Annotated in this window: 3 protein-coding genes and 1 pseudogene; all 4 read right to left on the reverse strand. The window is 64.1% G+C overall.

What is annotated here, in order from left to right; all coding sequences use genetic code 11:
* Positions 1 to 408 (reverse strand): annotated as a pseudogene (locus tag ACK59X_RS31295) (GTPase HflX); the annotation flags it as partial.
* 63 nt (positions 409 to 471) lie between these two features.
* Complete coding sequence (gene hfq / locus ACK59X_RS31300; protein WP_007848873.1) at positions 472 to 726, reverse strand: RNA chaperone Hfq; 255 nt, start codon at positions 724 to 726, stop codon at positions 472 to 474.
* A gap of 281 nt (positions 727 to 1007) precedes the next feature.
* Positions 1008 to 2351 (reverse strand): ribosome biogenesis GTPase Der, encoded by a 1344-nt coding sequence (gene der / locus ACK59X_RS31305; protein WP_409962824.1) that lies wholly within the window; start codon positions 2349 to 2351, stop codon positions 1008 to 1010.
* Between the two features lie 13 nt (positions 2352 to 2364).
* Positions 2365 to 2675: PQQ-binding-like beta-propeller repeat protein (locus tag ACK59X_RS31310; protein WP_409962826.1), on the reverse strand; the 311-nt coding region annotated here is incomplete at its 5' end.

Here is a 2675-nt window from a genome sequence, read left to right on the forward strand (position 1 = left end):
GCTGAGGTACTGCAGCCGGGCCAGCTCCACCTGCAGCTTGCCCTCATGGCTGCGCGCGCGCTGGGCAAAGATTTCGAGGATGAGGAAGGTACGGTCGGAGACCGGCAGCTCCAGGTGCCGTTCCAGGTTGCGCTGCTGCGCAGGGCTGAGCGACTGGTCGAACAGCACCTCCACCGCACCGTGCATCTGCGCCAGGGTGCGGATTTCGTCGGCCTTGCCGCTGCCCACGAACAGGGCCGCGTCGGGAGCCTTGCGCTTGCAGGTCAGGCGCGCCACGGGGTTGAGCCCCGCGGTCTGCGCCAGCAGACCCAGCTCTTCGAGCTCGCCGTCGAAATGGGGGAGACCGAAATCCACCCCCACCAGCAATACCGAAGCCCCACCCGCCTCAGAAGATGCGGGGGCGCTCAAAGCGGATCACCTCCGCCCATGACCATCTGACCCAGGATTGAATGCTGAACTGGATGCCGCAACTCAGTTGCCGGCGCCGTCTGCATCAGGGGTTTCGGCCGTCGAGAAGTTGACCGCACGGCCGGGCACGATGGTGGAGATGGCATGCTTGTAGACCATCTGCGTGACGGTATTGCGCAGCAACACCACGTACTGGTCGAACGATTCGATTTGCCCTTGCAGCTTGATACCGTTCACCAAATAGATGGAAACCGGCACATGCTCCCTGCGCAGTGCGTTCAGGAAAGGATCTTGCAAAAGTTGGCCTTTATTGCTCACGATATTCTCCGTGTTCAAAAATGTTGTTGTAAACCACCACCTTACCACAGCAAAGTAAGACTTTTGCCGCCTGATTGCATGGCCTTTCGCCAATCCGGCCTTTCTTCACGCCGGATCAAGGCTTCAACAGGGAAATACCTCTGGGAATATGCGGAGGCAGAAACAGATGGTTACCCTTGAGCGCCATGCACAGATTCATGTCGCTGCAATAACCATGCTGCAATGCAGCATATACAGGCACCGGCCGTGGGGCTGCGGGCGGCAGGCGCGCCGCGTGGGGGTCAGCCTTCGTCCTTGTCCACGAACGGGTTGTGCGAGGTCTTGACCTCGATGCGCAACGGCGTGCCCACCAGGTCGAACTCCTTGCGGAAGCGCCCTTCCAGGAAGCGCTTGTAGGCGTCGGTCACGTGCTCCAGCGAATTGCCGTGGATCACGATCACCGGCGGGTTCATGCCGCCCTGGTGCGCATAGCGCAGCTTGGGGCGGAACATGCCTGAACGCTTGGGCGCCTGGAACTGCACCGCCTCCAGCAGCAGCCGAGTGAGCACCGGGGTGGACATCTTGCAGGTGGCCGCCTTGTGCGCCTGCACGATGGAGGTCCACAGCGGGCCCAGGCCCTGGCGCTTCTTGGCCGAGATGAAGTGCATGGAGGCGAACTTCAGGAACGACAGGCGGCTCTCGATGGAGCGCTCCAGCAAGGTGCGCTGGTACTCGTCCACCGCATCCCACTCGTTCACGGCAAGCCCCACGGCGCGGCCGCTCTCCAGGATGTAGCCGGCGATGTGCGCGTCCTGGTCGGTCACGCCCAGCGTGGCATCCAGCAGCAGCAGCACCACATTGGCCGACTCGATGGCCTGCAGCGTCTTGACCACCGAGAATTTCTCGATGGCCTCGAACACCTTGCCCTTGCGGCGCAGGCCGGCCGTGTCCACCAGCTCGAAACGCTGGCCGTTGCGCTCGAATGGCACGGTGATCGCATCGCGCGTCGTGCCCGGCATGTCGAAGGCCACCAGGCGTTCCTCGCCCAGCCAGGTGTTGATCAGCGTGGATTTGCCCACGTTGGGGCGGCCGGCCACGGCCAGCTTGATCACGCTCTTGTCGCCCGAGGCATCGTCCTCATCGGGCTCGGGCAGGTTCAGCGGCGCCAGTGCCAGGTCCACCAGGCCACGGATGCCCTGGCCGTGCGCGGCCGATACCGGCTGCACCTCACCCAGGCCCAGCTCATAGAACTCGGCCAGCTGGATGCCCTCGACCATGCCTTCGGCCTTGTTGGCCACCAGCACGCAGGGCTTGGACAGCCGGCGCAGGTAGTTGGCGATGTCATGGTCCTGCGCCGAGACGCCGGCGCGCGCGTCCACGACGAAGATCACCACGTCGGCCTCGGCCACGGCCTGCTGCGTCTGCTTGGCCATCTCGCGGTAGATGCCACTGGAGGCATCGGGCTCGAAGCCCCCGGTATCGATGACGATGTACTCGTGCTTGCCCTGCTTGCCATTGCCGTAGTGGCGGTCACGCGTGAGCCCGGCGAAGTCCGCCACGATCGCGTCGCGGGACTTCGTCAGGCGGTTGAACAGCGTGGATTTACCGACATTCGGCCGCCCCACGAGGGCGATTACTGGCTTCATTGAATAGGATCCGTCATTCAGGTCGGTAGCCGAGCACCGCGCCATTGCGCGTGACGACCACCAGGGTGTCTGCCGCCGCCACGGGGCGGGCGGCGATGCCCGACCCATCGGTGGTCAGGCGATTCAGCGGTGCGCCATCGGCGCGCGACAGCAGGTGCACCAGGCCGGTGTCGTCACCCACCACAACCGAGCGGCCCAGCAGCAAAGGCGCCGTCAGCTTGCGGTGCTTGAGGCGCTCCGAGCCCCACAGACGGGTGTCCTCGTTGCGGTTCCAGTCCACAATCGAGCCTTTGCTCTCGGTGCCGAAGATCGCATCCTTGTCGC

Origin of the sequence: Acidovorax sp. (assembly GCF_046339755.1) — a bacterium.
Taxonomy (GTDB): Bacteria; Pseudomonadota; Gammaproteobacteria; order Burkholderiales; family Burkholderiaceae_C; genus Acidovorax.

What these genes read in the sequence shown, in the direction of transcription:
- der (WP_409962824.1), bottom strand. Translation starts at nt 2,351, where the DNA reads ATGAAGCCAGTAATCGCCCTCGTGGGGCGGCCGAATGTCGGTAAATCC.